The organism is Actinomadura gamaensis, assembly GCF_042652125.1.
GTDB lineage: Bacteria > Actinomycetota > Actinomycetes > Streptosporangiales > Streptosporangiaceae > Spirillospora > Spirillospora gamaensis.
The window spans coordinates 267,334-292,844 of record NZ_JBHSIT010000006.1 but is presented as its reverse complement, the minus strand read 5'-3'; the positions used below and the strand labels follow the sequence as shown (position 1 = coordinate 292,844).

General features: G+C 74.5%; 22 protein-coding genes. 12 read left to right on the top strand and 10 right to left on the bottom strand.

Going from position 1 to position 25,511, the window contains the following annotated elements:
• Nucleotides 1-56 precede the first annotated feature (56 nt).
• Nucleotides 57-2,738 (top strand): GMC oxidoreductase, encoded by a 2,682-nt coding sequence (locus tag ACFPCY_RS21765; RefSeq protein WP_378257906.1) that lies wholly within the window; start codon nucleotides 57-59, stop codon nucleotides 2,736-2,738.
• 110 nt (nucleotides 2,739-2,848) lie between these two features.
• Here the strand turns inward: ACFPCY_RS21765 and ACFPCY_RS21760 are convergent, their stop codons facing one another.
• Both ACFPCY_RS21760 and ACFPCY_RS21755 read right to left on the bottom strand, forming a co-directional pair.
• Entirely contained in the window at nucleotides 2,849-4,927 is a 2,079-nt protein-coding gene (locus ACFPCY_RS21760) for a CehA/McbA family metallohydrolase (RefSeq protein WP_378257904.1), read from the bottom strand.
• Nucleotides 4,928-5,135: 208 nt separating this feature from the next.
• On the bottom strand, nucleotides 5,136-5,708 hold the full coding sequence (locus ACFPCY_RS21755; RefSeq protein ID WP_378257902.1) for a CGNR zinc finger domain-containing protein: 573 nt from the start codon (nucleotides 5,706-5,708) through the stop codon (nucleotides 5,136-5,138).
• Nucleotides 5,709-5,778: 70 nt separating this feature from the next.
• Between ACFPCY_RS21755 and ACFPCY_RS21750 the strand changes: the two genes are divergently transcribed.
• Complete coding sequence (locus ACFPCY_RS21750; RefSeq protein ID WP_378257901.1) at nucleotides 5,779-6,549, top strand: class I SAM-dependent methyltransferase; 771 nt, start codon at nucleotides 5,779-5,781, stop codon at nucleotides 6,547-6,549.
• A gap of 21 nt (nucleotides 6,550-6,570) precedes the next feature.
• Here ACFPCY_RS21750 and ACFPCY_RS21745 read toward each other — a convergent pair whose 3' ends face one another.
• Together ACFPCY_RS21745 and ACFPCY_RS21740 are read right to left on the bottom strand one after the other, a co-directional pair.
• Nucleotides 6,571-6,999 (bottom strand): PPOX class F420-dependent oxidoreductase, encoded by a 429-nt coding sequence (locus tag ACFPCY_RS21745; RefSeq protein WP_378257899.1) that lies wholly within the window; start codon nucleotides 6,997-6,999, stop codon nucleotides 6,571-6,573.
• Nucleotides 7,000-7,115: 116 nt separating this feature from the next.
• Nucleotides 7,116-7,841: a hypothetical protein gene (locus ACFPCY_RS21740; protein WP_378257897.1), complete on the bottom strand. Its 726-nt coding sequence runs from the start codon at nucleotides 7,839-7,841 to the stop codon at nucleotides 7,116-7,118.
• Between the two features lie 354 nt (nucleotides 7,842-8,195).
• On the opposite strand from ACFPCY_RS21740, the gene ACFPCY_RS21735 reads away from it, so the two are divergent.
• The 3 genes from ACFPCY_RS21735 to ACFPCY_RS21725 all read left to right on the top strand — a co-directional run bounded on the left by ACFPCY_RS21735 (nucleotide 8,196) and on the right by ACFPCY_RS21725 (nucleotide 10,475).
• Nucleotides 8,196-8,930 (top strand): sigma-70 family RNA polymerase sigma factor, encoded by a 735-nt coding sequence (locus tag ACFPCY_RS21735; RefSeq protein WP_465251230.1) that lies wholly within the window; start codon nucleotides 8,196-8,198, stop codon nucleotides 8,928-8,930.
• Complete coding sequence (locus ACFPCY_RS21730) at nucleotides 8,927-9,679, top strand: anti-sigma factor family protein (protein WP_378257895.1); 753 nt, start codon at nucleotides 8,927-8,929, stop codon at nucleotides 9,677-9,679. Before ACFPCY_RS21735 ends, ACFPCY_RS21730 begins: the two co-directional genes overlap by 4 nt.
• 100 nt (nucleotides 9,680-9,779) lie before the next feature.
• A complete protein-coding gene (locus ACFPCY_RS21725; RefSeq protein ID WP_378257894.1) occupies nucleotides 9,780-10,475 on the top strand; it encodes a hypothetical protein in 696 nt (231 codons plus the stop codon).
• 16 nt (nucleotides 10,476-10,491) lie between these two features.
• On the opposite strand, the gene ACFPCY_RS21720 is transcribed toward ACFPCY_RS21725, so the two are convergent.
• The gene (locus ACFPCY_RS21720; RefSeq protein ID WP_378257892.1) at nucleotides 10,492-11,283 is read right to left on the bottom strand and encodes an ABC transporter permease; all 792 of its coding nucleotides are present in this window, start codon (nucleotides 11,281-11,283) and stop codon (nucleotides 10,492-10,494) included.
• Nucleotides 11,280-12,239: an ATP-binding cassette domain-containing protein gene (locus ACFPCY_RS21715; RefSeq protein WP_378257890.1), complete on the bottom strand. Its 960-nt coding sequence runs from the start codon at nucleotides 12,237-12,239 to the stop codon at nucleotides 11,280-11,282. The genes ACFPCY_RS21720 and ACFPCY_RS21715 overlap by 4 nt, the downstream gene beginning before the upstream one ends.
• A gap of 97 nt (nucleotides 12,240-12,336) precedes the next feature.
• Between ACFPCY_RS21715 and ACFPCY_RS21710 the strand changes: the two genes are divergently transcribed.
• Nucleotides 12,337-13,101, top strand: a complete 765-nt coding sequence (locus ACFPCY_RS21710; protein WP_378257888.1) for a TetR/AcrR family transcriptional regulator — start codon at nucleotides 12,337-12,339, stop codon at nucleotides 13,099-13,101.
• Between the two features lie 60 nt (nucleotides 13,102-13,161).
• Here ACFPCY_RS21710 and hrpB read toward each other — a convergent pair whose 3' ends face one another.
• The gene (hrpB, locus tag ACFPCY_RS21705; protein WP_378257886.1) at nucleotides 13,162-15,729 is read right to left on the bottom strand and encodes an ATP-dependent helicase HrpB; all 2,568 of its coding nucleotides are present in this window, start codon (nucleotides 15,727-15,729) and stop codon (nucleotides 13,162-13,164) included.
• Nucleotides 15,730-16,054: 325 nt separating this feature from the next.
• On the opposite strand from hrpB, the gene ACFPCY_RS21700 reads away from it, so the two are divergent.
• Complete coding sequence (locus ACFPCY_RS21700; protein WP_378257883.1) at nucleotides 16,055-16,816, top strand: nuclease-related domain-containing protein; 762 nt, start codon at nucleotides 16,055-16,057, stop codon at nucleotides 16,814-16,816.
• Nucleotides 16,817-17,084: 268 nt separating this feature from the next.
• Here the strand turns inward: ACFPCY_RS21700 and ACFPCY_RS21695 are convergent, their stop codons facing one another.
• Nucleotides 17,085-17,564, bottom strand: coding sequence for a hypothetical protein (locus ACFPCY_RS21695; protein WP_378257881.1), 480 nt, complete (start codon nucleotides 17,562-17,564; stop codon nucleotides 17,085-17,087).
• Complete coding sequence (locus ACFPCY_RS21690; RefSeq protein ID WP_378257879.1) at nucleotides 17,557-17,922, bottom strand: hypothetical protein; 366 nt, start codon at nucleotides 17,920-17,922, stop codon at nucleotides 17,557-17,559. The genes ACFPCY_RS21695 and ACFPCY_RS21690 overlap by 8 nt, the downstream gene beginning before the upstream one ends.
• Before the next feature lie 219 nt (nucleotides 17,923-18,141).
• Here ACFPCY_RS21690 and ACFPCY_RS21685 point away from each other — a divergent pair, with 219 nt between their 5' ends.
• Nucleotides 18,142-18,849: a histidine phosphatase family protein gene (locus tag ACFPCY_RS21685; RefSeq protein WP_378257878.1), complete on the top strand. Its 708-nt coding sequence runs from the start codon at nucleotides 18,142-18,144 to the stop codon at nucleotides 18,847-18,849.
• A gap of 30 nt (nucleotides 18,850-18,879) precedes the next feature.
• On the opposite strand, the gene ACFPCY_RS21680 is transcribed toward ACFPCY_RS21685, so the two are convergent.
• On the bottom strand, nucleotides 18,880-20,379 hold the full coding sequence (locus ACFPCY_RS21680) for a helix-turn-helix domain-containing protein (protein ID WP_378257876.1): 1,500 nt from the start codon (nucleotides 20,377-20,379) through the stop codon (nucleotides 18,880-18,882).
• 609 nt (nucleotides 20,380-20,988) lie between these two features.
• Between ACFPCY_RS21680 and ACFPCY_RS21675 the strand changes: the two genes are divergently transcribed.
• From ACFPCY_RS21675 to ACFPCY_RS21660, 4 genes are all read left to right on the top strand, one after another.
• Complete coding sequence (locus tag ACFPCY_RS21675) at nucleotides 20,989-21,846, top strand: SDR family NAD(P)-dependent oxidoreductase (RefSeq protein WP_378257874.1); 858 nt, start codon at nucleotides 20,989-20,991, stop codon at nucleotides 21,844-21,846.
• Nucleotides 21,833-22,879 (top strand): threonine aldolase family protein, encoded by a 1,047-nt coding sequence (locus tag ACFPCY_RS21670; RefSeq protein ID WP_378257872.1) that lies wholly within the window; start codon nucleotides 21,833-21,835, stop codon nucleotides 22,877-22,879. Before ACFPCY_RS21675 ends, ACFPCY_RS21670 begins: the two co-directional genes overlap by 14 nt.
• A 69-nt stretch (nucleotides 22,880-22,948) precedes the next feature.
• Nucleotides 22,949-24,175: a thiolase C-terminal domain-containing protein gene (locus ACFPCY_RS21665; RefSeq protein WP_378257869.1), complete on the top strand. Its 1,227-nt coding sequence runs from the start codon at nucleotides 22,949-22,951 to the stop codon at nucleotides 24,173-24,175.
• Between the two features lie 403 nt (nucleotides 24,176-24,578).
• Entirely contained in the window at nucleotides 24,579-25,457 is an 879-nt protein-coding gene (locus ACFPCY_RS21660) for an oxygenase MpaB family protein (RefSeq protein ID WP_378257867.1), read from the top strand.
• Nucleotides 25,458-25,511 lie beyond the last annotated feature (54 nt).

The window sequence follows — 25,511 nt, the reverse complement described above, 5'->3', positions numbered from 1 at the left end:
CCGGCCGGGCGGGCGCCGCGGCGTCCGGACAGCGAGAACAGAGCAGGAGCAAACGCATGGAGCAGGTCGACGCGGTCGTCGTCGGCTCGGGATTCGGCGGGTCGGTCAGCGCGTACCGGCTGGCCGAGGCCGGGCGGTCGGTGGTGCTGCTGGAGCGCGGCCGGCCGTACCCGCCCGGCAGCTTCCCCCGCTCCCCCGCCGAGATGGGCCGGGCGTTCTGGGACCCGGGCGCGGGCCTGTACGGCATGTTCGACGTCTGGCGCTTCGACGGCTGCGACTCGGTCGTGTCGTCCGGGCTCGGCGGCGGCTCGCTGATCTACGCCAACGTGCTGCTCCGCAAGGACGAGCGCTGGTTCGTGCACGAGGAGCTCCCGGACGGCACCTACGAGTCGTGGCCGGTGAGCCGCGCCGACCTCGACCCGCACTACGACGCGGTCGAGGAGATGATCGCGCCGGCGCCGTTCCCGCTGGACCGGCCGCCGTTCGACAACACGCCCAAGGCGCACGCCATGCAGGACGCCGCCGCCGAGCTCGGCCTGGACGTGACGCTGCCGCCGCTCGCCGTCCGGTTCTCCGCCGAGCCCGGCGGGCAGCCCGCGGTGGGCCTGCCGATCGCCGACCCGTCCTACGGGAACATCCACGGCGTGCCGCGCCGCACCTGCAACCTGTGCGGCGAGTGCGACATCGGCTGCAACGACGGCGCGAAGAACACCCTCGACCACACCTACCTGTCGGCGGCGAGGCACCACGGCGCGGACATCCGCACCGGGCACGAGGTGAAGGCGGTCCGGCCGCGTCCGGGCGGCGGGTACGAGGTCGACTACATCGTCCACGACATGGTGTCGCGGGAGCGCCGCGGGGCGGTCCGGACGATCGGCTGCGACCGGCTGATCCTGTCGGCCGGGACGTACGGGACCACGCACCTGCTGCTGAGGTCGCGGGCGCTGCTGGGCGGCCTGAGCGGCGCGCTCGGCACCCGGTTCAGCGGCAACGGCGACCTGCTGACGTTCCTGCTGAAGGCCAAGGACCGCAACCGCGTCCGGCCGCTGAACGCCGCGCGCGGCCCGGTCATCACCAGCGCGATCCGGCTGCCGGACGAGCTGGACGGCGTGGCCGGCGCGGGCCGCGGCGCCTACATCCAGGACGGCGGCTACCCCGGCTTCGTCGACTGGGCGGTGCAGGGCCTCGACATGCCCGGCCAGATCGAGCGGATGGTGAAGTTCCTGGCCGAGCGGTTCCTCGACTTCTTCAAGGACGTCCCGGACACGCACCTGTCCGCCGAGCTGTCGGAGCTGATCGGCAGCGGCTCGCTGACGGTCAGCTCGCTGCCGCTGCTCGGCATGGGCCGCGACACCCCCGACGGCCGCCTCGACCTCGACCGGCACGGCCGCCTCTACGCCGACTGGACGACCAAGACCAGCGAGGCGTACTTCGAGCGCGTCCGCAAGACGATGCAGAGCATCGCCGACGTGCTGGGCGCCGAGTACGCCGACAACCCGATGTGGTTCCGCAAGCGGATCATCACCGTCCACCCGCTGGGCGGCGCGCCGATGGGCGCGCATCCGGGCGTCGGCGTCTGCGACCCGTACGGCGAGGTGTACGGGCATCCCGGCCTGTACATCGCGGACGGCTCGGTCATGCCGGGCTCGGTCGGGCCGAACCCGTCGCTGACGATCGCGGCGTTCGCCGACCGGATGAGCACCCGCCTGCTGGAGGGCGGCACGGGCACGGCGACCGCCGTGCCGGGCATCGGCGACTCCGCGGCGGTCGCCTCCGCGGCGGGCGCGTCCGCCGCGACCACCACCGCGACCGTCACGGCGGGCGCCACGACGGCCACCGTGAGCGCTTCCACGACGAGCACCACCACGACGGGCGCTTCCACCACGGGCGCTTCCACCACGGGCGCTTCCACCACGGGCGCCTCGCCGGCCGGAGCACCGGCCGCGAGCGCGCCGACCCTCGACGTGTCCGTCGCGAGCGCGGCCACGGTGTCCGCCGGCGTCGGCGGCGCGTCCATGAGCGCGGGGGCCGGGCCTGCCTCTTCGGCCGGCCCGCAGCACGGGGCGGGAAGCGGCAGTGCGTACGCCCGCGAGCCGGGGCCGCCGGCGGGACCCGGGGACCGGTCCCGCCCGGCGACGGGGCGTACGTCACTGTCCTTCACCGAGCAGATGAAGGGGCACGTCACCTTCGGCACCCCCGACCCGCGCGCCGGCGAGGTGGACGAGAACCGCGAGCCGCTGGCGTTCCGGCTGACCATCACCGCCGACGACGTGCACCGGTTCCTCGACGAGCGCGAGCACGAGGCGACCGCCGAGGGCTGGATCGAGGCCCCCGGATGCGGCGGGCGGCGGCCGGTCCTCCAGGGTCGGTTCAACCTGTTCGCGCCGACCGGCGAGGAGCACCGCCGGGTGATGCGGTACCGGCTGTTCTTCACCGACGACGGCGGCCGCGACCTCACCCTGACCGGGGAGAAGAACGTCCTGCACGGTCCGCCGACGCGGATCTGGCCCGACACGTCCACGCTGTACACCCGGCTGCTCGCCGGGCACGTCCGGCCGGAGGACGACCCGGACGCCGACGTCGTCGGCGCGGGCGTGCTGCACATCCAGCTGACCGACTTCGCGCGGCAGCTGACCACCTTCCGCACCGGCGGGCCGCACGGCACGACGGCCCTGGTGCGCTTCGGCCGGTTCTTCGCCGGCGAGCTCTGGGAGGTCTACGGCCCCGACCTCACCTGAGGGGCCCCACGAACGCGCGGGACGGAGGAACTGCGGGGTGCCTCCGTCCCGCGCCCCATTTCTCGGAGCCGGACGGCCCCGGCTCCGCGCCTCCGTCTCGGCTCGGCCGTTCAGCCGAGGCGGGCGCGGTACACGGCGCGGGCCGCCTCCAGCAGGTTCACGTGGTCGGCGAGCTGCCGGGCGTCGCTGAGACGCGCGCGGGTGCGGATCATGTTCTCCAGGCCGTCGAGGTACTCCAGGCACCAGCGGACGTCGTCCTCGTGCGCGACGTGCCGTCCGCCGACGTGCAGGTACACCGGGCTGGTCTGGGCGTAGACCCCGGCACGGTGCATCGAACGGGCGTGCGGCGGGCCCTCCGCGACGGCGATCACGTACGTCGGCTCCGGGACGGCGAGCCGGACGGACAGCTCGTCCGGCGGCCCCTCGGCGAGGACGCCATCGGCGGTGAGCAGCCGGACCGTCCCGACCTCCTCGCCGATGCTGCGGACCGTGACGGTGACGGCCTCGCCGGTCGCGGGCAGATCGACGGTGTCACCGGGGCCGTGGCCGTCCACGTCGAGTTCGAGCCAGGGACCGGTGGTCGCGAAGGTCCGCCCGCGCCGGATCGCCTCCGCGAAGGACGCGGCGGTCAGCCCCCCTTCGACGCGGGCGTAGACGCGTTCCCAGCCAGGCGGGCTGGACTGGTTGCCGCGCCGGGTGAACGAGATCTGCGTGTCGGTCCCGGCGGTGACCGCGAGCCGGTTCCCCGCGCCGATCAGCCGCCGGTACACGCGCGCGGTCGTGTGGATGTCGGAGTGGTTCAGGACGTCGAGGCTGTGCACGAGGCCGAGCGCCGCGTCGGCGACGATCTCGCGCGCCGAGCAGTTGCGGCCGTCCGAGAGCACCTCGCTCGGTGGCCCGTCCTCGCCGACCGGCACGTGGAACGGGTGGCTGTAGCCGAGGACGGCGCCGAGCGCGGCGAGCCGCCGGATGCCCTCGGCGTTCGGCGGCCAGTCGTCGGTGCCGAGGAAACCCGTGTGGTACAGCTCGGGCGGCGTCTCCATGCCGAACGCGTAGAGGTGACCGAGCAGGTCGTTGCGGTACTCGACGCCGAAACGGGCGATGTGCGACGGCGTGGACCAGGGGGCGTCGCGTCCGGCCCAGTGCTCCAGGGCCTCGCGGTCGTAGACGCGGACGGTCGAGACGTTCCCGGCGACCAGGTTGAGGACGTGCAGGTCCTCGCCCTGCTGGACGGCGGCGGCCTGCTCGGGCGTGCCGACGCTGTTCCCGGCCCAGTTCATGTGGACGTGCATGTCGCCGCCGTACCAGCCGCGCGCGGCGGCGTCGTAGCGCCGGCGCGGCGTCAGCTCCACGGTCAGCTCCTCGCCGGCCGCGGGGTGGACGCGGATCTCGACGATCTCGTACTCCGCGCCGCGCGTGACGCGGACGGTGAGGGGCTCGGCCGGGACGTCCAGCAGGAGGTCGTCGCCGTGGAAGTAGGGGCGGCCGTGCGCATCGTGCCGGTCGGGCGCGTCCGGCGGGTACCAGCCGTGGCCGTCGTCGCCGACGACCGTCCAGCGGCAGGGCAGGCCCGCCCGGACGCGCAGCCGCGCGGCCGGGACCTCGCGGGTGAGGCCGCCGAGCGGGACGTCCGCGTCGTCCACGACGATGCGGCTGTCACTGGCGATCGGCACCAGCCGCGCGCCGTGCGGCTTCAGGTCGTGGACGGCGCCGTCGATCTCGACGCGGACGATCTCGTCCCGCGACGAGTCGAGCAGCAGCGTGGTCGAATGCCGCTGCCGCCGGGCGAAGACCGGGCGCGGACGGGCCTCCACGCGCACCCCGCCGGGAGCGAGCCGGAGCGCGGCGAGGTTGTCGGGCAGGTCGCCGTCGAGGACGTCGCGGAGCATCTCGTGCATGTCGACGGCGTTCAGCGCGGCTTCGATCTGCGGGCCGGCCGGCCCCTCGGCACGTTCCACCGCCTTGAGGAACCAGGCGACGAAGAACTCCCGCTCGTCCGGGACGAAGGGCGCGACCTCGAGCTGCCGGACGTAGTGGATCGGGTCCTCACCCCACGTGGGGCCGTGCGCCGCGAGCAGCTCGCGGTACTCGGCGAGCGCCCGCCGCACCGTCTCGGGCACGTCCTCCAGCCAGCTTCCGGGCACGTTCTCGGGCACGTCGAACTCGTGCTGCGTGCAGTCTCCGCACATCCCGGCCTCCCACCGTCGCGCGCCGCCGACAGCGTGACACGCCCGGCGGCCGGAACGTGCGCAGAGGAGCTGGCCGGTTACGGACGGCCAAGGAACCTCCCCCGCGGCGGAAAATCCTCATCCCGCCGGGACGCAAGTGCCGTCGGTCGTGAGCGCAAGCCCCGTCGGTTGCGGGTGCGGGAGCCGTCGGTTGCGGGCGCGGGAGGCGTCAGTTGTGGGCGCGGGCGCGGAAGGCGGCGGTCTTCACCCGGTTCTGGCAGGCGGTCGAGCAGTAGCGGCGGGTGCCGTTGCGCGAGGTGTCCACGTAGACGCGGTCGCATCCGGGCGCGGTGCACACGCCGAGCCGGTCGTACAGCTCACCGCCGAGCACGACCGCGAGGCCGGTGGCGCACGGCCCGCCCCACTCGGCGCTCACGCCGCCGTCCGCGCTGTGGAAGTGCAGGTGCCAGGGCTCGCCGTCGTGCCGGGCGAGGCGCGGGCGGGCGGCAGTGTCCTCCAGCATCCGGTTGACGCGCTCGGCCGCGCCGTCGATGTCGCCGCGCGCGACCGCCTCGAAGACCTCGCGCAGGCGGAGCGCGACGTCCGCGAGCTCGTCCAGCTCGGCGTCGGTGAAGACGGTGTGGTCGCTCTCGCCGTCCCACACGGCTCGCGCGAGGGCGGCGCGCTCCTCCGGGTCGGACGGCGGCTGGTAGGGGCGGCCTCGGCGCTCGCCGGGGGTCAGGGCGTTGACCAGCTCGACGGCGGCGGTGACCACCCGATCCGAGTGACTGTTGAAATCCACTTGACCAGTTACATTCTCTCGGGGCACGATGTGACCAGCAAAAGCCTACACGGCAGTTACAGGAGGGTTCATGAGCACGCTCGCCCCGACCGTCGCCGACCGCTGGATCACCCGCTGGGATCGCCAGCAGGAGGGTTACCTGCCGGACCGCGAGGAGCGCTTCACCGCCCTCATCGACGCCGTCGAGGCGGCGGGCCGCCCCGACCCCCTGGTGCTGGACCTCGGCTGCGGCCCCGGCTCGCTCGCCGCCCGCCTGCTCGACCGGCTGCCGGACGCCACCGTCGTCGGCGTGGACACCGACCCGCTGCTGCTCACCCTCGGCCGGTCCGTCCACGCGTCCCGGCCGAACCTGCGGTTCGTGGACGCCGACCTGCGCGTCCCCGGCTGGACGCGCGCGCTCGGCCTGGACCGTCCGGCCGACGCGGCCGTCAGCACCACGGCCCTGCACTGGATCACCGAGGACGAGCTGGCCGTCACCTACGGCGAGCTGGCGACCGTGCTGCGCCCGGGCGGCCTCTTCCTGAACGGCGACAACTTCGGCGTGGCCGACCGCGCCCCCGGCCTCGCGCGGCTGGACCGCGCGCTCCAGGAGCGCGAGCGGACCCGCCGGTTCGGCGACACGCCCCCCGAGGACTGGTCCGACTGGTGGGACGCCGCCGCCCTCGACCCGGACCTCGGCCCCCTGAAATCCGAGCGCGACGACTCGGCCGCCGCCCACCACGGCTCGGAGTCGCACCTGCTCTCCACCCACGTGCGCGTCCTCACCGACGCGGGCTTCCGCGAGGTCGGCACGGTCTGGCAGCGCGGCGACAGCCGGGTCCTGGCCGCTCTCCTCCCCTGACGGCGTCCGGCGGGCCGGAGGTCAGGAGAGGGGCCGGCCGTAGACGCGGTCCACCGGGATGCGGACGACGAGGCGGTGGTCGCGGACCATCGCGCGGCGGTAGTCGTCCCAGTCCGGGTGCTCGCCCTGGACGGCGCGGTACAGGTCGACCAGCTCCTCGACGGCGGCGTCGTGCTCGCCGGCGGCGACGTCGGACAGCTCGGCCGTGCCCTCCGCGACCGTCCAGGACCAGCCGTCCGAGCTGCTCACGTGCAGGCTCGCGCGCGGGTCGCGGCGCAGGTTGCGGGTCTTGGCCCGGCCGTCGGTGACCGAGATCCGGATCAGGTCGCGCTCCGCGTCGTAGTGGTAGTTGATGTTGGAGAGCTGGGGGCGCCCGTCCTTCTTGATCGTCACCAGGACGCCCAGCTTGCGCTGCGCGAGCAGCTCGCGCAGTCCCTTCTCGTCCGCCATGGCGTGCCTCCGTCGTCGTCGTTCGGCCTCGTCCCATCCTGACCTTGTCCGGAACAACCCGGAAGCCCGCCCCGCGCTTCCCGGCGCGGGGCGGGTCCCGCGTTCCGGCCCGGCGGTCAGTTGAGGTCGTCGCCGCGCGCCCCGACCCCGGTCAGGAAGGTCAGGTCCGACAGCCGGACGGGCGGGTCGCCCTCGGCCGCGCGGACCGGACGTTCCCGGACCGGCCGGATGCGGCCCGCCTCCGGCGGCCGGGTGAGCAGGTGGCCGCGGAACACCGCGCCCTTGGCGGTGATCCGGACCGGCTCGAACGCCGCCGCGGGCAGCGCGCAGAAGCCCGAGCGGACCACGTCGGCGAACATCGCGTCCGACACCACGACGGCCAGGTCGCGGCGCGGGTCGTCCAGCAGGCGGCGCAGCGCGGCCGAGTCGAGCAGCCGCTGCACCGCGACCGGGGCGTCCCCCGCGGGCCCGAACGGGCCGGGCGTCAGCGTGCCGTGGTGCAGCGCGAGCCGCACCCGCAGCCGCCAGCCGCGCGGGGCGCCGGCGCGCCCGCCGGCGTCGCGGGCCGCGTTCACGTCCCGCAGCGCGGCGTCGAAGCCGAGCACGAAGTCGCCCGCGACCGCGGCCGGGGCGGTGCCCGCCGGGAGCGTCGCGAGCTCGCCGTCCCCGCCGACCTGCTCGATCCAGTCGGCGCGGCGCAGCCCCGCGGCCGCCGCCGCCCGGTCGAGCACGGCCGCCAGGTCGTGCTGCGCGGCGAGCTGCTGCCGCGCGGTCAGCCTGCTGTAGCCCTGGATGTCCACGGCGAGCAGCAGCCGGTAGACCAGGTCTTCCTCCAGGTTCACGCCCATCCCGCCTTCGTTCCTCCGAGCGCGTGGGGCGTTCGCCCACAGCCGCTCCACGCTGGAGTGAGTGTCGCCGTCGATGGAGGAGCGCTGTGACGTGGGGGGTGCGTGGCGCCTCCGATCCCTTGTGATGCCGTCGTCGGCGGATAGGACGGATCGACGGGCCGGTCCGAGCCCGCAGGTAAGCATGACCTATCTCACCGGTAAGTATCCGGGCCGGTTTGAACCCGCCCCGCGCCCCGCGGCGTACTGCCTGCCGACGCGTCATCCCCGTCCGTCCCCGGCGCCTCGCGGGCCTCTTCCGGCCGCGTCCGCGCCGGCGGTCCGCCTTCCGCGTCCTGCCCGGAGAAGCCGATGGCCCACCGAAGTCCCAGCGCCGTCCCCCGCGACCGAGGCGCCGCCCACCGCGCCACCCGCCGCCAGCCCGCCCCGAGGCACCAGCCGGTCGCCGCCGACCAGCCCGCACCGGGGCACCAGCCGGTCCCGGGCCGGAGGCGTCCGGGGCCCGCGCACGCGGCGGGCGGACGGGCCGCCGGGCCGGGGCCGTGGAGCTGGTTCCGCGCGGGCGGCCCGGACGGCGCGGTGGACGACCAGGTGATCGTCACCGAGCTGTACCGCGTCTACGGCCGCCCGCTGCTGTCGCTGGTGCTGCGGCTGACCGGCGGCGACCGGCACTGGGCCGAGGACGTCGTCCAGGAGACGATGATCCGCGCCTGGCGCAGCGCGGGCCAGCTCGACGAGAACGCCGCCTCGCTGCTGCCGTGGCTGGCCACCGTCGCGCGCCGGATCGTCATCGACGACCAGCGCCGCCGCAACGCGCGCCCGCGCGAGGCGGGCGAGGGCCCGCTCGCCCAGCTCCGCGGCCCGGACGGCCTGGACGACATGCTCCGCTCGGTCGTCCTGTCCGAGGCGCTGGGCGCGCTGTCCGCCGCGCACCGCGAGGTGCTGACCGAAACGTTCTTCCGCGACCGCTCGGTCAACGAGGCCGCCGAGGTGCTCGGCATTCCGGTCGGGACGGTCAAGTCCCGTGTCTACTACGCCCTGCGCGCCCTGCGCGTCGCGCTGGACGAGCGGGGAGTGACACCGTGACCAGCCGCGAGGCCCTACCCCGGGACGCCCGGGACGCCCTGGACGCGCTCGGGCCGCACGTCGAGATCGGCGCGTACGCGCTCGGCCTGCTGGACGGGCCCGACCGGCGCGGTTTCGAGGCGCACCTGGCGGGCTGTCCCCGCTGCCGGGACGAGCTCGGCGCGCTGCGCGGCGTCGCCGAGGCGCTGGACGGCCTCCCACCGGAACTGATCATCGACGGCGAGCCCGCCGAGGAGCCGGACGCGACCGTCGTCAGTCTCCTGCGGCGGCGCGTCGGCCGGGCTCGGCGGCGGCAGCGGACCGCGGTACTCACAGGCATCGCGGCCGGGATCGTCCTGCTGGCCGGGGCGGTCGGGACGGGCGTCACCATCGGCGACCGGCACGCTTCGCCCGGGTCCTCCGGGGAGGCTGCCGCCGCGCTGCTGGCGCACGGCCGGTCGCTGACGGCGTCCGACCCGTCGTCCGGGGTCGCCGGGACGGTCGCGCTGGAGCCGAAGGACTGGGGCAGCCGCGTGGCGCTGCGCCTCACCCGCTCCCCCGGCCCGCTCGAATGCGACCTGGTCGCCGTGGACCGGTCGGGCGTCGCGCACCCGGTCGCGGGCTGGTCGGTGCCGACCGGCGGGTACGGCGGCCCGTCCGGGAGGGACGCGGTCACGCTGACCGGCGCGACCGGCCTCTACCCGCCCGAGATCGTCCGGTTCGAGGTGCGGACGCCCGACCGGAGACCGCTGCTCAGCCTGCCCGCCTGAGGCCCGCGCCGCCTGCCGCTCTCGAACGCCGTCCAGAGCGCGATCATCGACCCGGACCACTGGTTACCGACCGGTACCGTCCGGACCGTACGCTGGGGCCGTGAGCGCGACCCGACCCGTCCAGGGACCCCGACTGCTGCTGCCCGCCCTGCGCGAGGTGTACGAGGTGTTCGTGCGGGCGTCCGGCGAGCTGCCCGCGCTGCCCGGCGCCCTGCCCGCCGAGGTGTGGGTGTCGGCGCAGCTCGGCACGCTGGAGGCCGCGGCCCCGCACGCCGAGGGCCGCCGCGCCGCGCTCGGCGACCTGGTCACCTCGCTGCGGGCGGCGGGCACCCCCGGCGCGCGGACGTTCCTGCGCGGCCTCGCCGCGATCGGCCCGGCCGAGGTCCGGAAGATCGCCGCGAAGGCGGCGGGGGCTGTGCGCGCCGGCGAGCCGTCCTGGGCCGCCGACCTCGGCGCGGTCACGCCCGGCCAGGTCTGGCTCATCCAGGAGGGCCCGCTCGACGGCGACCGGCTGGTCTGCGAGTTCCGCTACCCGGACGGCCGCGACCTGCACGCGGTGGCCGTGCGGCTGAGCTACGGCGACGCGCCGGGCGAGATCGTCCCGGTCGGGGACGTCCCGGCGCTGATGAACGCCGCGCGCCAGGCCATGCAGGCCGAGCTCTGCACCGTCCAGCCGTTCTCGCCCGCCGCCGTGGGCGAACGCCTGCGCACCGCGCTCAGCGGCGCGCAGGCGATCCCGGACGACTGCTACCCCGCGCTCGCCCTGGCCCGGCACCGGGCCTCGCTCCTGCCCTAGCGGCCTGCGCTCCCCCCTAGCTGAGGCGGCGGTAGCGGCGGACGGCCAGCGGAGCCGTCACCGCGGTGATCACCAGCGGCCAGGCGAGGGCCAGCGCGAGCGCGTGCCGTCCGGGCCAGGAGTGCGACTCCCAGCCCGGCTGGCCGAACAGGTCGCGGCACGCGGTGACCGTCGCCGACAGCGGGTTCCACTCGGCGATCGCTCCCAGCCAGCCCGGCATCGTGGACGGGTCGACCAGCGCGCTCGACAGGAACCCGACCGGCCAGACCAGCACCTGGATCACCATCACCGACTCCGGCCCCTTCGCGAGCAGGCCCAGCCAGACGCCCGCCCACACCAGCGACGCGCGCAGCAGGAGCAGCAGCCCGAACCCGGCCAGCGCCCGGCCGGCCCCGTCGTGCCAGCGCCAGCCGACCGCCAGGCCGCAGACCGCCATGACGGCCAGCGCGAGCGCCGCGTCCACCAGGTCGGCCAGGCACCGCCCGGCGACCGGCGCGGACGCCGACAGCGGCAGCGCGCGGAACCGGTCGGTGATGCCGCGCGAGGCGTCCGCCGCGATCGCTGTGAACGTGCCCTCCAGGCCGAACGCCATGGTCAGCGCGAACATCCCCGGCATGATGAACTCGCGGTAGTTCCCGCCCGGCGCGTCCATCTGGCCGCCGAACAGGTAGCCCATCATCAGCACGAGCATCACCGGGAAGGCGAGCGCGGCGATCAGCGCGCCCGGCCTGCGCACCCGGCGCTCCAGCTCCCGGACGGTCATCGTCCAGGTGTCCAGCACGGTCCAGCGGACGGTCGCGGCGGTCATCGCAGGGCCTCCTCGGGCTGCTCGGAACGGTCGGTGAGGCGCAGGAACACCTCGTCGAGGGTCGGCCGGCGCAGGCCGATGTCGGCGACGGTGACGTGCACGTCGTCCAGGGCGCGCAGCACCCCGGCGAGCGCGCCCACCCGGTCGGCGACCGGCGCGGACAGCCGCAGCGCGTCCGCGTCGGCCTCGGGCGGGACGCCGGTGACGCGCTCCAGCGCGGCGGACGCGGCGGCGAGGTCGCCGGGATCGGCGATCACCACGTCCAGGCGGTCGCCGCCGAACTCGGCCTTCAGGCCCTCCGGCGTCCCGGACGCCACGACCCGGCCGCGGTCGATCACCGAGACGGCGTCCGCGAGCCGGTCGGCCTCCTCCAGGTACTGCGTGGTGAGCAGCACGGTCGTGCCGCCGTCCGCGAGCTCGCGCACCGCCGTCCACACCTCGGCGCGGGAACGCGGGTCGAGGCCGGTGGTCGGCTCGTCCAGGAACAGGACGTCCGGGGCGAGCAGCATCCCGGCGGCCAGGTCGAGGCGGCGGCGCATCCCGCCGGAGTAGGTTCCGGCGGGGCGGTCGGCGGCGTCCGCCAGACCGAACGTTTCGAGCAGCTCGTCCGCGCGGCGGCGGGCGGCGCGCCGGGACAGGTGCGCGAGCCGCCCGAACATCACCAGGTTGCGGCGTCCGGACAGCACCTCGTCCACGGCGGTGTGCTGGCCGACCAGGCCGATCCGGGCGCGGACCCGGCCCGGTTCGCGGACCGCGTCGTGCCCCGCGACCTCGGCCCGCCCGCCGTCCGGGCGGGCGAGCGTGGCGAGGATCCGCACGGTCGTCGACTTGCCCGCGCCGTTCGGTCCGAGCAGGCCGTGCACGGTCCCGGCGCGGACGGCGAGATCCAGCCCGTCCAGCGCGACGGTCGCGCCGAAGCGCTTGCGCAGCCCCTCGGCGACCACCACTGATCTCATGGGCACCCCTAACTCTGTACGACGTACAAGGTTGAGTCTGCCATAGTTTTCCGTACGCTGTACAAAGTTTTTTGACGGGTCTGCGAGGATGGTGGGCGTGACGACCGAGTACACCGGCGCCGGCGATCCGCGCCGCAGCCTGGAGCTGCTCTGGGGAGTGCGGGAACGGCCGCGGCGCGGGCCGCGCCCGAAGCTGACGCCCGAGCAGATCGTCGACCGGGCCATCGAGATCGCCGACGCGGACGGGCTGGAGGCGGTGTCGATCCGCCGCATCGCCGAGGACCTCGGCGTCTCCCCCATGTCGATCTACACCTACGTGCCGGGCAAGGCCGAACTGCTCGACGCCATGCTCGACCGCGCGATGGGCGAGATCGTCCCGCCCGGCGACGAGCCGTCCGGCTGGCGCGAGCGCGTCTCGCACGTCGCGCGCGAGAACTGGCGGATCTACCACGCGCACCCCTGGCTGCTCCAGGTCGCGACCGGCCGTCCACCGCTCGGGCCGAACCTGCTCGGCAAGTACGAGCACGAGCTGAACACCGTCGAGGGCCTCGGCCTCACCGACGTGGAGATGGACTCGGCCATCGCCCTGATCAACGGCCTCGCCGAGAGCGCGGCGCGCACCTCGGTGAACCGCGCGCAGGCCGAACGCCGCACGGGGATGACCGACCTGGAGTGGTGGGAGGCGACCGCGCCGTTCCTGGAGAAGCAGGTCGACCTCTCCCGCTACCCCCTCGGCTCCCGCGTGGGCTCGGCGGCGGGCGAGGCGTACGGCTCGCCCGTCGGCCCCGAGTACGCCTTCGAGTTCGGCCTGGCCCTCATCCTGGACGGCATCGAGGCGCTCATCGCCGCCCGCCGCACCTGACCGCCCGCGTCGGCGGCGAGGCAGCGGAGTCGACGGCGAGGCGGCGTCGGGGCAGCGGGGTCAGCGGCGCGGGTTCGTGCGGCGGGTCGCGGTGGCCTGAGTCGGGTCGTCCGGCCAGGGGTGGCGCGGGTAGCGTCCGCGCAGCTCGGCCCGGACGGCGCGGTAACCCTCGCGCCAGAACGAGGACAGGTCGGACGTCACGGCGGCGGGCCGTCCGGCCGGCGACAGCAGGTGCACGACGAGCGGGACGCGCCCGCCCGCGACGCGCGGCGTGGCGTCCCATCCGAACAGCTCCTGGAGCTTGACGGCCAGGACGGGATGATCACCCGAGTAGTCCACGCGCACCCGCGAACCGGACGGCACCTCGACCCGCTCGGGCGCCAGCTCGTCCAGCCGCGCGGCGCACTCCCAGGGCAGCAGCCCGCGCAGCGCCGCCGCCACGTCGATCTTCGCCAGGTCGGCGCGCCGCCGCGCGCCCGACGCGTCGAGCCAGTTCCCGGCCTGCTCGACCAGCGCGGCGTCGTCCATGGCGGGCCACGGTTCGCCCAGCTCGCGATGGAGGAACGCGAGCCGCTCGCGGAGCGCCACCGCCGCGTCGCTCCACCTGAGCAGGGCGAGTCCCTCGGCGCGCAGACCGTCCAGCAGCGCCTCGCGCACGAGCCGCGAGTCGGCGTTCCGCAGCGGACGCGCCGCCATCTCGATCGCGCCGAGCCGCTCGACCTGCCGCGCGACGACGTCCCCGTCCCGCCAGGCCACCTCCTCACCGGACCGGAGCATCGGCGCGGCCGCGCGCCGGGCGGTGTCCTCGTCGATCACGACGGCCTGCCGCACCCGCGCCGACGCCGCGCCGGCGGGCCGGTCCGCGACGGCGACCGCGAGCCACTCGGCGCGCGCCCCGGCCAGCGCGGACCCGTCCGAGAGCTCCGCCCCGGTCCCCGACGCCATCAGGTATCCGCCGCCGCGCCGCCGGGCCACGCGCTCCGGGAACGCCAGCGCCACGACGAGCCCGGCGGCCGCGTCGTCGCCGGGCGCTCCGGACCGGGCGTGATCGACGCCGTCCCCGCCGCGAGCGCGCGGAGCGCGGACGGGCGGCGGGACGGGCTCCGGCGGACGGACGGCCCGTTCGAGCCGGCGGAACTCGTCGCGCCACCGCGCCGCGTGGGCGTCGGCGGGCGGTCCCTCGCGGCGGAGCCGCCGCCAGACGCCCGTCAGGTCGTCGGGCGCACCCGGCGGCGGTGGCTCGGACAGCAGCGCGACGACCTGCGCGGCCGTGCGCGAGCCGACGGCGGACGCGCCGTCCAGCAGCGCCCGGGCGAGGCGCGGATGGACGCCGAGGCCCGCCAGGCGCTGCCCCCGGTCGGTCACGTGGCCGTCGGCGTCGGTCGCGCCGAGCGCGGCGAGGGTCGCGCGGGCCGCCGCGAGCGCCGCCTCGGGCGGCGGGTCGAGCAGCGCCAGCCCGGCCGCGGACGGGTCGCCCCAGCAGGCCGCCTGCAACGCGAACGCGGTGAGGTCGGCGAGCTCGATCTCCGGGCGCGGACGGGCCGCCAGCCGGTCGTGCTCGGCCTGCGTCCAGCACCGGTAGACCGTGCCGGGCGCCTCGCGGCCCGCGCGCCCCGCCCGCTGGTCGGCGGCGGCGCGCGAGACCCGGACGGTGGTCAGCGCGCCGAGCCCGCGCGCGTGGTCGGTGCGCGGCTCGCGCGCCAGGCCGGCGTCCACCACGATCCGCACGCCGGGCACGGTCAGGCTCGACTCGGCCACCGAGGTCGCCAGGACGACGCGCCGCCGCCCGTCCGGCGGGGCGAGCACGGCGTCCTGCACGGCGGCCGGGGCCTGCCCGTGCACCTGGAGGACGTCCGCGCCCGCATCGCCGAGCATCCCGGCGACCCGCGCGATCTCGCCGACGCCCGGCAGGAAGCAGAGCACGTCCCCGTCCCGTTCGGCCAAGGCCCGCCGGACGGTCCCGGCGACGTGCGCGAGCAGCGCCGGATCGACGCGCGTCCCGTGCGGCGGCCGGACGGGACGCTCCGGCGGCGCCCACACCACCTCGACGGGATGCAGCACGGCCTTCGCCTCCACGACGGGCGCGGGCACGCCGTCCTCGCGGCCGAGCAGCTCCGCCCAGGGGCCGGTGTCGGCCGTCGCGGACGCGGCGACGATCCGCAGGTCGGGGCGGAGCGTCGCGCGGACGTCCAGCAGGAACGCGAGCGCCGTATCCGCGTCCAGGTGGCGTTCATGGCATTCGTCCAGGATGACCGTGCCGACGCCGTCCAGTTCGGGATCGTCCTGCAGCCACTGGAGCAGCACGCCGGTCGTCAGGACCTCGACCGCCGAGCCCGGCCGCCGCTCGCCCCTGATCGTCACGCCGACGCGTCCGCCCACCTTCTCGCCGAGCAGCCAGGCCATGCGCCGCGCGGCGGCCCGCGCGGCCAGGCGGCGCGGTTCGAGGACGACCACCCGTCCGGCCGCCGCCGGAGCGTCCGCGAGGGCGAGCGGCACGTAGGTCGTCTTGCCGGTGCCGGGCGGAGCGGCGAGCACGGCGAGGCCCCGGTCGTCCAGCGCCCGGAGGAGGTCGGGGAGGACGTGCCGGACGGGCAGTCCGGCGAGGGCGGCGCGGCGGTCGTCGTGCATCCGTCCAGTCTGGCGGGCCCTACGGAGCGCCGCGAACCGGGCACCGTACGCCGACTATGAGCAAGCTCACACCCGCGAAACCGGATCCGAGCCTTGCGGCGATAGTTGCACCGAGCATTTCGCCATTCCTGCGTAGAACGTTCTAAACCCAAGGTCAAGAGCGCGCCGGAGAACCTGCGGCAGAAGTCCCCGGAAGCAATATCTCTTGCAGTTCCGTAGCCCGCCCGCCTCACTTCCCTCACCCGATGAAGGGCTGTCGCAATGACGCGGGTATCTCCATAATCAGGGTCGTCACCAGGTGTTGTGCGTGGGGAGGGAACGGGCTATGGGCGGTAGCTCCATCTATCTTCGGGACCGGAAGGCGTTCACCGGCGGGACGCCACAGGCCGTGTACGCGGAGCTGTGGGAACGCGGACGAAAGACCCGCTTGCGCAACCGCGTCATATTCGCCGTGCTGACGCTCATTCTGTGCGGAGCCCTCGTGAACGCCGTGTTCGGAATCATGATGGCCGTCCTGGTGACAGTTCTGGACTTCTACTTCCACTGGCGCGGCTACAACGCCTCCAGCGTGTGGCGGCGCGGGCTGCGCGGCGAGGACCGCACCGACCGGCTGCTCCGGCACACCCTGGAACGGCGCGGCCACCGTGTGCTGCACGCGCGGACCGTCCCGGGCCACGAGCAGGCCGACGAGATCCTCGTCGGGCCGGGCGGCATCTGGCTGATCCACAACGAGGCGTGGCATCCCGACACCGAGATCGCCCCCTACGGCGGCAGGCTGTTCGTGGACGGCCGCACCCAGTCCAAGCTGATGGCGACGCTGACCGGCTCCGCCGAGACGGTCGCGCGGCTGCTCACCGAGGAGACCGGTGAGAAGGTCACCGTCCGGCCGCTGCTGATCGTGCACGGCGGACGCCTCGCCCGCTCCCCCTTCGAGGCCGACGGCGTCGTGTTCGCAACGCCGCTCCGGATGCTCCGCTACATCCGTCGCAACCCCACCGCCGACTACTCCCCCGAGCAGGTGGAGACGCTCGCCCGCGCCACCGTCCACGCGTTGCCCGTCGGCCGCCGCACGATGACCGCCGCGTGAGGCGCGGGTGAGCCACCGCCCTCCGGACGCCGCCGGACCCCGTCCGAGCGACTCCGGCGAGGACCCCGGGGAGGGGGTTCGCGGTGCGCGGGGCGGCCGATTCGACCCGGATGACCTCCCGGGCCGGGCCGCTCCGCGCACCGCCTACATTCCCGCCCCCGCCACCGCCCCCGACACCGACACCGATCCGGACGGACGCGGGGTCGGCCCGCGAGACGAGTCCGGCGCTGTGGAGCGAGGCGGATCGGGCGGTGTCGGACGAGGCGGATCAGGCGGTGTGGGGCGCGTCCCCGGACGCATCGGCGGCACCGGAATCGGCGCGGACGCCCGCTTCGGCGGCGCCGTCCGTCCGGGCGGTGCGCCACAGCCAGACGAGCCCGATGACCGGCAGGACGAGCGGGACGAACCCATAGCCGCGCCCGAAGCCGGACCACACGGTCGCGTCCGGGAAGGCGGAGGTGTCGACGAGGCTGAGCGTCCCGACGACGAGCACCCCGAGCAGTTCCACCGAGCACGCGGCGACGGCGACCCGCCGCGACGTCCGCCCGCCGAGCGCCAGCGCCACCGTCGCGAGGACATAGATGACCGCGGCGACCGCGGACAGCAGGTAGGCGACGGGCGCCTCGGAGAACTTCGTGCCGATCTGAACCCCGGCGCGCGCGCCCGCCGCCAGCGCGAACAGCGCGTAGACGGCGACGAGCAGCCGCCCGGGCCCGCTGCGCGTGGTCGCTCCCGAACCCTCAGGCATTGGTCCCCGTCCAGATCTGGTGCATGCGGACGATCATGACGGCGACGGCCAGGCAGGCCACGACGATCACGCCGGGCCCGTACCGCGACCGCTCCAGCAGTCCCCAGCCCGCGCCCGCGGGCGGGATCAGCAGGATCGCCAGCAGGTAGCCGACGAACGTCGCCGGGCCGTGCGGCCCCTCGCCGCCCGACAGCTTCACGAACCCGACCACCGCCTGGGTGATGAGCAGCACCTCGACCACCCCGAGGACGACCAGGTGCGGCACGCCCATCGCCCGGTTCCGCCAGGTGCTCCACAGGCTGTACGCGGCGGCGGTCAGCGACACCACGATGATCGCGGTGGAGAGGGCGTCGGTCATAGGACCACAAGGGTACTACGCGCTGTAGAACAACGCCTCGGCGAACCACCGCCCGGGCGAGCCGCCCCCCACCCGTCCGATGAAGTCGCACGGAGCCCGGTGCCGCGGCAGGCGGAACGCCGGGCCGGTTCGGGCGGGCGCCAGGCGGATGTCGCATCGGGCTGGTCGGGCGCCGGTGGGCAAAGGTTAGGTCGAGGACGGTCGCGCGGACGTGGGATCATGTCGGCTGTGAAGGCGCTGGAGTGGCTGAACCTGACCCGTCACGGCGAGAGCACCGCGAACGTCGCGTGGCGTGTCGCGTACGAGCGCGGCGCGGAGGAGACCGGCGTCAGCGAGCGCGACGCCGACGTCCCGCTGTCCGATCTCGGCCGCGCCCAGGCCGCGAACCTCGGCCGCTGGCTCGCCGGCCGGCCCGCCGACGAGCGGCCCACGCTGGTGTACTCGTCGCCGTTCCGGCGCGCGCTCGACACCGCCCGCATCGCGCTCGACGAGACGCCGTTCGACCTGCCCGTCCAGATCGACGAGCGGCTCCGCGACCGGGACCAGGGCATCCTGGAGGGGCTCACCGGCGCGGGCATCCGCCGCCGGTACCCCGACGAGTACGCGCGCAAGCTGAAGCTCGGCAAGTTCTACTACCGGCCGCCCGCCGGGGAGTCCTGGGCCGACCTGGCGCTGCGGCTGCGCTCGTTCTACCGCGACCTCTCGGTGGACGCGGCGGGCGAGCGCGTCCTCGTCGTCGCGCACGACGCGATCGTGGTGACCACCCGCTACCTGGTCGAGAACCTCACCGAGCAGGAGGTGCTGGAGATCGAGAAGAACCCGGTCGCCAACGCCTCCATGACCCGCTGGCGCGGCGGCGGCGACCGCCTGACCCCCGTCGTCTACAACGACGTGGAGCACCTGTCGGAGATGTCCGCCGCCTCCTGACCTTCCGGTGCAGACCGCATCCCGTTGCGGTCAGGACGGATAGCAGCGTGCGGCGGCGGTGATGCGGCGCGGATCGTCCGGCGGAAGGATCTGGACGAGCCGCTCGTGCACCTCGAGATCGGCGCGGCCCGGATCGGTCTGGGCGAACCGCCACAGGGCCTCGGCGTGGTCGTGGTCGAGAAGCTGGCGCCGGATGCGTCCGGTCAGCTCGTCGCGTTCGGCGCGGATCGCCGGCGAGTCGGACGCGGGCAGCAGCTCGCCCTGGAAGAGCCGCGCGGCGGTCCCGACGTCGCCCTCGTCCAGCAGCCGCCGGACGACCAGGAAGTCCGCCTCGACCGGGCAGCCGATCCGGTACGGCTTGGCGCGGACCATCCCGCCGAGCCGGTCGCGCAGCCGGTGGATCTCCGCGCGGACGGTCACCGGGCTGCCCTCGTCGCCGTAGAGGCACGCGGTCAGGCGGTCCCCGCTCAGCCCGTCCGGATGCATCGCCAGCAGCGCGAGGATCTCCGCGTGCCGCAGCGACAGCGGCAGCCTCCGGGCGTCCAGCCGCGCATAGGGACGGGCCGCGCCGAGCAGACTCAGGGTCAGCGACGGCGGCGCGCCCCGCTGCGTTCCCGCGAATCCCCCGGTGGCACCGGCGGGTTGCGGACGCAGCAGGAACACCTCGCCGAGCGGTTCGGCGAGCGCGGGCCGCCCGTCCGGAAGGGTGACCGTGTCGCCGGGTGACGGCTTGGCCGCGCTCAGGCGGCGTCCGCGCCAGGCGGGCGGCCCGCCCGCGAGGACGCGCCCCGTCGAGGTCAGCAGGATCTCCGCCTTGCCCGCGTGCCGTCCGTACCGGTCGCGGAGGCGCTCGTCGCGGCGCGCGACGTCCAGTTCGAGCCGCGCCTCGGCGAGCCGCGCCGCCGCCGCGACCAGCGCCGCGGCCGCCGGATGCAGCCCGCGCGCGGTCGCGGCGACGTCCACGCAGCCCACGATGTCGCCGGTGTCCGGGTCGGCGACCGGCGCGCCCGCCCCGGACCAGCGGTGCAGCGCCAGCGCCAGGTGCTCGGTCGAGTACACGAACTGGGGGCGTCCGGTGGCGAGCGTGGTGCCGATGCCGTTCGTCCCGACCGAGCCCTCCGCCCAGCACGCGCCCTCCAGCAGGCCGATCCGGTCGGCCTCGCGCAGCGCGGCGGACGGCCCGTCCCGCCACAGCGCGTGCCCGGCCGCGTCGGTGATGACGACGAGATGCTCGACCGGATCGAGGACGGCACGCAGCGTGTCCAGATGCGGCTCCAGCGGATGCGCGGCGCGCAGATCGGCGACCGTCCGCCCGTCGTACACGACCGGCGCGGCCCGCAGGCGGGTGTCCACCCCCGCCGCCCGGCAGCGCCGCCACGACTCCCCGATCACGGGGCGGACGGTCCGGAGCGCGCCGTTCGCGGCGGCGCCCCGCGCCCCGGCCTGCCCGTCCAGGGCCCGGCGGCTCCGCGCCTGATCGGTGCGGGCGCGGCAGGCGTGCGGCGGTCGCGCCGCCGCTCCCTCCGCCATGGAACCCCCTGGATCCGGGTACCTCCGACGTCACGAGAATCTGCCCGGACGACTCCCGGCGCAAGCGCTTCCCCCAAACGCGCCCGGCACGATCGGGAGTCGCAACGTCACTGCAACGTCACCTCCCCTACGCTCCCTGTCCATCGGACAGCGGCCCCACCGCTCCGAGCACCTTCGGGGGGGAGGTACACGGACGGCGGGGCCGCCTCTCCGCCCCACCCCGCCCGCCGTCCGCCGGCGTCCGGAGACCGCGACGGGAGGGCCGTCGGCATTGGGGCGGCGACGGCCCTTCCGCTCGCTCCGCCGGTCAGCTCCGTGACCAGCGGCCCGACCGGGCGCCGAGCCTCGCCTCCCGCCCAAGGCCGCCTTCGGCCCCGGCCCGCTCCGGCCCGCCCCGCCTTGTCCGTCTCCCCCCTGCCTTATCCGTCTCCGCCCTGCCTTATCCGTCTGGGTCCTGCCTGATCGGTCTCGGTCTTCCTGAGCGGTCTCCGCCCTGTTTGGCCGTCTCAGTTCCGCTTCATCCGTCTCTGGTCCGGCCACGGCTGGGCGAGCGGGGCTCGCTCCGGGCCGACTTGGGCGAGAGGACAGACGGGCGGGCAGAATGCGGGCATGACCGAAACTTCCAGGAGCGCCGACGGGCGGGTCGTCGTCGTGACCGGCGCCAACGGCTCGGCGGGACGGGCCGTGTCCGAGCGGCTCGCCGCGGACGGCGCGCTCGTCGTCGCCGCCGGACGGTCCGTCCGGCAGTGGGACTCCCCGCGCGTCGTCCCCGCCGCCGTCGACCTGCTCGATCCGGACGCGACCCGCCGGTTCGCGGACGCCGTCCTCACCGAGCACGGACGCGTCGACGGCCTGATCCATCTCGTCGGCGGCTGGCGCGGCGCGCCGTCCTTCCCCGGAACCGACCTCGCGGACTGGACGTTCCTGCACGACCAGATCGTCCGGACGCTCCAGCACACCACGCTCGCCTTCCACGACGCGCTGCTCGCGGCGCCGTCCGGGCGTTTCGCGATGGTGTCCCAGCCGGCGGCCCGGCGTCCCGACGCGGGCTCGGCCGCCTACGGGGCCGCCAAAGCCGCCGCCGAAACCTGGACCCTCGCGATGGCCGCCTCCTTCGCCGCCGCCGACACGACGGCCGACGCCCCCTCCGACACCACGAACGCGACGAACACGGCCAGCGCAACAAGCGCGGCAGGTGTGGCCAACGCAGCAACCGCGGCCAACGCGAACAGTGCGGCTAACGCGGCGAATGCGGACAGCACGGTCAGCGCAGCGGACGCGGCCAACGCAGCAGGTGCGGACAGCGCGGCGAACCCGGCAAGTGCGGCGACGATCCTCGTCGTGAAGGCGCTCGTCAGCGAGGTGAAGCCGGGCCTCACGCACGTGGACGACCTCGCCGCGACCGTCGCCGGGCTCTGGAACCGTCCGGCCGCCGAACTGAACGGACACCGTCTTGACCTCTTCTGATCTCCGCGACGTCCACCACGGCTTCGGGAGCGACAACCACGCGGGCGTGCATCCCGAGGTGATGGCCGCGCTCGCCGAGGCGAACACCGGCTACCAGCTCGCCTACGGCTCGGACGAGTGGACCGAGCGTCTCGATCGCGTCATCGCCCGCCACTTCGGCCCGCGCGCCTCCGCCTTCCCCGTGTTCAACGGGACGGGCGCGAACGTCGTCGGGCTCCAAGCGATGTGCGAGCGGTGGAGCTCGGTGATCTGCGCCGAGTCCGCGCACATCAACCAGGACGAGTGCGGGGCGTCCGAGCACGTGGGCGGGCTGAAGCTCGTCCCGGTGCCGACCGCGGACGGGAAGCTGGCGCCGGAGGCGGTCGCCTCGCGCGCGACGGGCTTCGGGAACATCCAGCATTCGCAGCCCGCCGTCGTGTCCGTCACGCAGGTCACCGAGCTGGGCACGGTCTACACGCCGGACGAGATCGCGGCGCTCGCCTCGTGCGCGCACGAGCGCGGCATGTTCCTGCACATGGACGGCGCGCGCCTCGCGAACGCGGCGGTGTCCCTGGACGTCCCGCTCGACGCGATCACCACGGACGCGGGCGTGGACGTGCTGTCCTTCGGCGGCACCAAGAACGGCATGATGCTCGGCGAGATGGTCGTCGTCCTCAACCCGGACGCGGTGCGCGGCATGGCCTACCTGCGGAAGTCGAGCATGCAGCTCGCGTCCAAGATGCGCTTCCTGTCGGCGCAGTTCGTGGCGCTGCTGGACGGCGACCTGTGGGAGCGCAACGCGCGGCACGCGAACGCGATGGCGCGGCTCCTGGCGGACCGGGTCCGGGACGTGCCGGAGGTCGAGATCGTCCGTCCGGTGGAAGGGAACGCGGTGTTCGCGCGGCTGCCCGAGAAGGCCGCCGAGCGGTTGCGCAAGCGGTTCTTCTTCCATGGCGATCCGTCCGACGAGGTCCGCTGGATGTGCGCGTTCGACACGTCCGAATCCGACGTGGACGCGTTCGTCGCCGCCCTCCGCGAGTCGCTCGAGGACTGACACGGCCGGTCGGCCGGGCTGTCGATCTCCACCCAAGCGAACGCTCGATTGGTCATCCGGGTTATCGTGTTGCCGAACTCGATTCGGCACCTGGAGGCGAGCCCGATGGCCAACCGCACCTTCGTCGTCGGCGTGGGCATGACCAAGTTCGAGAAGCCCGGCTCCCGCGACTGGGAGTACCCCGACATGGCCAAGGAGGCCGTGGGCAAGGCCCTCGCGGACGCGGGCGTCGCGTACGGCGCGGTCGAGCAGGCCTACGCCGGGTCGGTGTACGGCGCGATGGGCCAGCGCGCCCTGTACGAAGTGGGCATGACCGGAATCCCGGTGATGACCGTCTCGAACGCGTGCGCCACCGGGTCCAGCGCGCTGTACCTGGCGCGGCAGTCGGTGCGCGGCGGGACGGCCGACTGCGTCCTCGCGCTCGGCATGGAGAAGATGCAGAAGGGCTCGCTCGGCGCGGGCGTCGGCAAGTCGTCGGTGACGATCATCGACCACCACCTGCGCTCGATGACCGCCGGACGCGCCTGGGAGATGGACAAGGCGCCCATGCCCCAGATGTTCGGCAACGCCGGACGCGAGCACATGGAGAAATACGGCTCCGCACCCGAGCACTATGCGTGGATCGGCTGGAAGAATCACAAGCACTCGGCGAACAACCCCTACGCCCAGTTCCAGACCGAGTACTCGCTGGACGACGTGAAGAACGCCCCGATGATCTACGACCCGCTGACCAAGCTCCAGTGCTCGCCCACCTCCGACGGCGCGGCCGCCGCCGTCGTCGCCTCCGAGCGCTTCGTCGACGAGCACGACCTCTGGGACCGCGCCGTCGAGATCGCCGGGCACCACATCGCCACCGACACCGCCGACTCGTTCGAGGACAACTCGTCCATCCAGGTCGTCGGCTTCGGCTGCACGCAGCGCGCCGCCGCCCGCGCCATGGAGGAGGCCGAGGTCTCCATCGAGGACGTGGACGTCATCGAACTCCACGACTGCTTCAGCGCCAACGAGCTCATCACCTACGAGGCCCTCGGGATGGCCGCGGTCGGCGAGGGCCACAAGCTCGTGGACGCCGCCGACACGACCTACGGCGGACGCTGGGTCGTCAACCCGTCCGGCGGCCTGATCTCCAAGGGCCATCCCCTCGGCGCCACCGGCCTCGCCCAGTGCGCCGAACTGACCTGGCAGCTCCGCGGCACCGCGGGCGCCCGCCAGGTCGACAACGCCCGCGTCGCCCTCCAGCACAACATCGGCCTCGGCAGCGCCTGCGCCGTCGCCGTCTACAAGCCCGTCTCCTGAACCCCACACCCAGAGCGCGTGCCGTCCGGTCCCCGACCCCCTCGCCGGACGGCACGCCCACGTCACCCCCCCGTTCCCTCGCCGAACGGCACACCCACGTCAGGCGCCATCCCTCGCCGAACGGCACACCCGCGTCAGGCGCCATCCCTCGCTGAACGGCACGCCCAGGTCAGCCACCGTCCCCTCGCCGAACGGCACACCGCGTCAGGCGCCGTGCCTCGACGGACGGCGCGCTGAAGCCTCCTCCCAACCACCCCTCCCTGGCTCGTCCTAGGAACTGGAGGGCTAGGGCCCGAGGGCGACTCGGCGCGGCTGACCTCGGGTTCTCTTTGGGCGTGAGACGGATGTTGACTTTCGTCTCATGGGGCCGCACTCTGGTAAGTGGGTGATTACTGGAGGCGCCATGCCCGTCCGGTCCGGCCTCGTGGCCGCCGACTCCCCGTCCTCCCCGTCCCTGCTGCGGCGTTACGCCGGAGATCTGCGCTCGCTGCTACCGGGTGCGGCAGCCGGGCTGATGCAGTTGATGCATCCGGGCATCGGCGCGGGGGTGACCGAGCACTCGGCGTTCTTCGACGCGCCGTTCGACCGGATCCACCGCTCGGTGCCGCAGATCTGGGCGACGATCCTCGCGCCGGACGGGCCGGAGCGCGCCCGCGTGATCCGCGACCTGCACCGGGGCATCGGCGGGGTGGACGAGCTGAGCCGCCGCTACCACGCGCTCGAACCGGAGACCTTCTGGTGGGCGCACGCGACGTTCACCTGGGAGATCTTCAAGTCGGTCGAGGCGTTCCACCCGGAGACCCTCACGGCCGAGGACCGCGAACGCCTGTACGCCGAGACCGTCGCCTGGTACGCGCAGTACGGCGTGAGCATGCGGCCCGTGCCGCCGGACCACGCCGCCTTCCGCTCGAAGTTCTGGCACATCTGCTCCGAGCGCCTCGAACTCACCCCCGCGGCCGCCCGCGCGCTGGAGATCGCGCAATACGGCTCCGACACCGTCACGCTGATGCCGGTCGGCGGCGCGATGGTCGAGCGCGCCGGACGGCTCGTCGCCGAACGCCCGCTGCGCGTCATCACCTTCGGATGCCTGCCGACGGTCGTCCGGGAGCGCTTCGACATTCCGTGGACGGCCCTCGACCAGGCGCGCTTCGCCGCCCTCGCGCTCGCCAACCGTCAGGGCTACCGCATGGTCCCGAGTGGCCTGAACCAGCGGGCGTTGCGCGGGATGCTCCGCTACATCGGCGCACAAACGCGAGAAGACCGGTACCAACCCGCCGCGTGACCCTCCTTTCCGGAGATCAACTCCATCCGGCGGCCACCGTTTTCCAAAAGTGAA